General features: G+C 70.2%; 2 protein-coding genes. Both read right to left on the bottom strand.

What is annotated here, in order from left to right:
* Positions 1-91: 91 nt before the first annotated feature.
* Positions 92-541 carry a 30S ribosome-binding factor RbfA gene (rbfA, locus tag RUH65_RS15610; RefSeq protein WP_313818566.1) on the bottom strand — a complete coding sequence of 150 codons (450 nt, stop codon included), beginning with the start codon at positions 539-541 and terminating at the stop codon, positions 92-94.
* Positions 542-581: 40 nt separating this feature from the next.
* Positions 582-2,961: translation initiation factor IF-2 (gene infB, locus RUH65_RS15605; protein ID WP_313818565.1), on the bottom strand; the 2,380-nt coding region annotated here is incomplete at its 5' end.

The raw sequence follows: 2,961 nt of genomic DNA, 5'->3' as shown, positions 1-2,961 counted from the left end.
TCGAACGCGAGCTCCAGTGCGGCGAAGTCGACAGGGGTGCCGGGAGCGCCCTCGGGCAGCTCCCGGTCCCTGGACTGCCTGGAAGAACTGGTCAACGGGCCGCGTCCTCGTTCCCGCCGTCCTCGCCGTCCTTCTTGTACGGGTCGGACTCACCGGCGAAGGAGGCGTTCTCACGCAACCGGGCCAGTTCGGCGTCGCGCTCCTTGGCCTGCGCGAGCACCTCCTCGAGGTGCGCAGCGACCTCCGGGACCTCGTCGGCCACGAACTCGAGGGTCGGCACCAGCCGGATGGTCAGCTGACGCCCGACCTCATGCCGGATGACCCCGTGGTGGGCCGCGAGGACCTCGCGGGCCCCCTCCGCCGCCGTGGTATCACCGAGCACCGTGTAATACACGGTGGCGTGCTGGAGGTCGTTGGTCACCCGCACCTCGGTGAGGGTGATGGCCTCGGCCCGGTCGTCCTTGACCCGCTTGCGCAGGGCCTCGGCGACCAGGACCTTGATCCGTTGGGCCAACCGGGCCGCACGTGCCTGATCCACCATGGGACCGTCCTTTCTCCTTGGGGGGATCGGCCGGCGTCACTCAGACGCGCGGCTTCTCCTGCATCTCGAAGGTCTCGATGATGTCCCCGTCCTTGATGTCATTGAAGCTGCCCAGGCCGATACCGCACTCGTAGCCCTCGCGGACCTCGGTGGCATCGTCCTTGAACCGGCGCAGCGACTCGATCTTGAGCTTGTCCGCCACGACGTTGCCGTCCCGCACGAGGCGGGCCGAGGCGTTGCGGCGGATGAGCCCGGAACGGACCAGCGAGCCGGCGATGCTGCCCCACTTGGAGGACCGGAAGACCTCGCGGACCTCCGCGGTACCCAGCTGGACCTCTTCGTACTCCGGCTTGAGCATGCCCTTGAGCGCGCTCTCGATGTCGTCGAGCGCGTCATAGATCACCGAGTAGAAGCGCATGTCCACGCCCTCCTTGTCGGCCAGATCGGTCACGCGCTCAGCCGGGCGGACGTTGAAGCCGATGATGATGGCGTTGTCCACGGTGGCCAGGTTGACGTCGTTCTGGGTGATGGCGCCCACGCCACGGTGGATGACGCGCAGCTGCACCTCGGCACCGACCTCGATCTCGAGCAGGGAGTCCTCAAGGGCCTCCACGGCGCCGGAGGCGTCGCCCTTGATGATCAGGTTGAGGGTGTCGATCTTGCCCTCGGCCACGGCCTGGTCGAAGTTCTCCAGGGAGATCCGCTTGCGGCGCTTGGCCAGCATGGCGTTGCGATCCGCGGCCTCGCGCTTCTCGGCGATCTGGCGCGCGGTGCGGTCGTCCTCGGTGACCAGGAAGGTGTCGCCGGCGCGCGGCACCGAGGACAGGCCCAGCACCTGGACCGGACGCGACGGCGGCGCCTCGGTCACGGTGGTGCCGTCGTCGTCGAACATGGCGCGGACGCGGCCGTGGCCGTGGCCCACCACCATGGTGTCCCCGACGCGGAGCGTGCCGGACTGCACGAGCACCGTGACGACGGCGCCGCGGCCCTTGTCCAGGTTCGCCTCGATGGCCACACCGCGGGCCCCCTTGTTCGGGTTGGCGGTGAGCTCCAGCGCGGCATCCGCGGTGAGCAGGATGGCCGAGAGCAGTTCCTCGATGTTGAGGTTGTTCCGGGCGGAGACGTCCACGAACATCGTGTCGCCGCCATACTCCTCGGGGACCAGGCCGTATTCGGCGAGCTGACCGCGGATCTTCTCCGGGGAGGCGTCGGGCTTGTCGATCTTGTTGACCGCGACCACGATCGGCACGTCCGCCGCCTTGGCGTGGTTCAACGCCTCGACGGTCTGCGGCATGACGCCGTCATCAGCGGCCACCACGAGCACCGCGATGTCCGTGACCTTGGCACCACGGGCACGCATGGCGGTGAACGCCTCGTGGCCCGGGGTGTCGATGAAGGTCAGGCTGCGATCCGTCTCGCCGTGCTGGAAGTCCACCTGGTAGGCACCGATGTGCTGGGTGATGCCGCCGGCCTCGCCCTCGATGACCTTGGTGGAGCGGATGGCGTCCAGCAGCCGGGTCTTGCCGTGGTCCACGTGGCCCATGACGGTCACGACGGCCGGGCGCTTCTCGAGGTCGTCCTCGGTCTCCGCCTCTTCCTCGGCATCCAGGTCGATGTCGAAGGCCTCCAGGAGTTCCTTGTCCTCGTCCTCCGGGGAGACGATCTCGATCTGGTAGCCGAGCTCCTCCCCGAGCACGCGGAACGTCTCCTCGTCCAGGGACTGGTTGGCGTTCGCCATCTCGCCCAGGTGGAAGAGCACGGTCACCAGCGAGGCCGGGTCCGCATTGATCTTCTCGGCGAAGTCACTCAGGGACGAGCCGCGGCGCAGGCGGAGCTGCGTGGTGCCGTCACCGCGCGGGACGGAGACGCCGCCGACCGACGGTGCCGACTTCTGCTCCAATTCCTGACGCTTCGCGCGCTTCGACTTGCGCTGCTTGCGACCGCCGGGACCTCCGCGGCCGAAGGCACCCTGGGTGCCACCGCGTCCGCCACGGCCGCCACGCGGGCCACCGCCACCACCGGCGGGACCGGTGCCACCGGGTCCGCCACCGGGACGGCCACGGCCGCCGCCACCCGGACGGGCGGAGGCGGGCTGCGGCTTGTTGATGTGGCCGGGCATCATGTTCGGGCTGGGACGTGCGCCACCCGGCTTCGGGCCACCGGCGGCTGCGCCGGCACCGGCCGGACGTGGTCCGCCGGGACGGGGACCACCGGGGCGCTCACCGGCGTCCGGGCGTCCCGAGCGCATGCCCTGCTTGGGCGCGAAGGGGTTGTTGCCCGGACGCGGGCCACCGGGGCGGGGGCCACCGGGGCGCGGGCCACCGGTGCGTTCGCCGCCACGCTCGTCAGCGCGGGGCGCGGACTGCTTGGAGGTGAAGGGGTTGTTGCCGGGCCGCGGGGCGGCCGGCTTGGTGCCGCCC

Origin of the sequence: Citricoccus sp., assembly GCF_032154715.1 — a bacterium.
Lineage (GTDB): Bacteria > Actinomycetota > Actinomycetes > Actinomycetales > Micrococcaceae > Citricoccus.
This window is presented reverse-complemented; position numbering and strand designations above follow the sequence as displayed.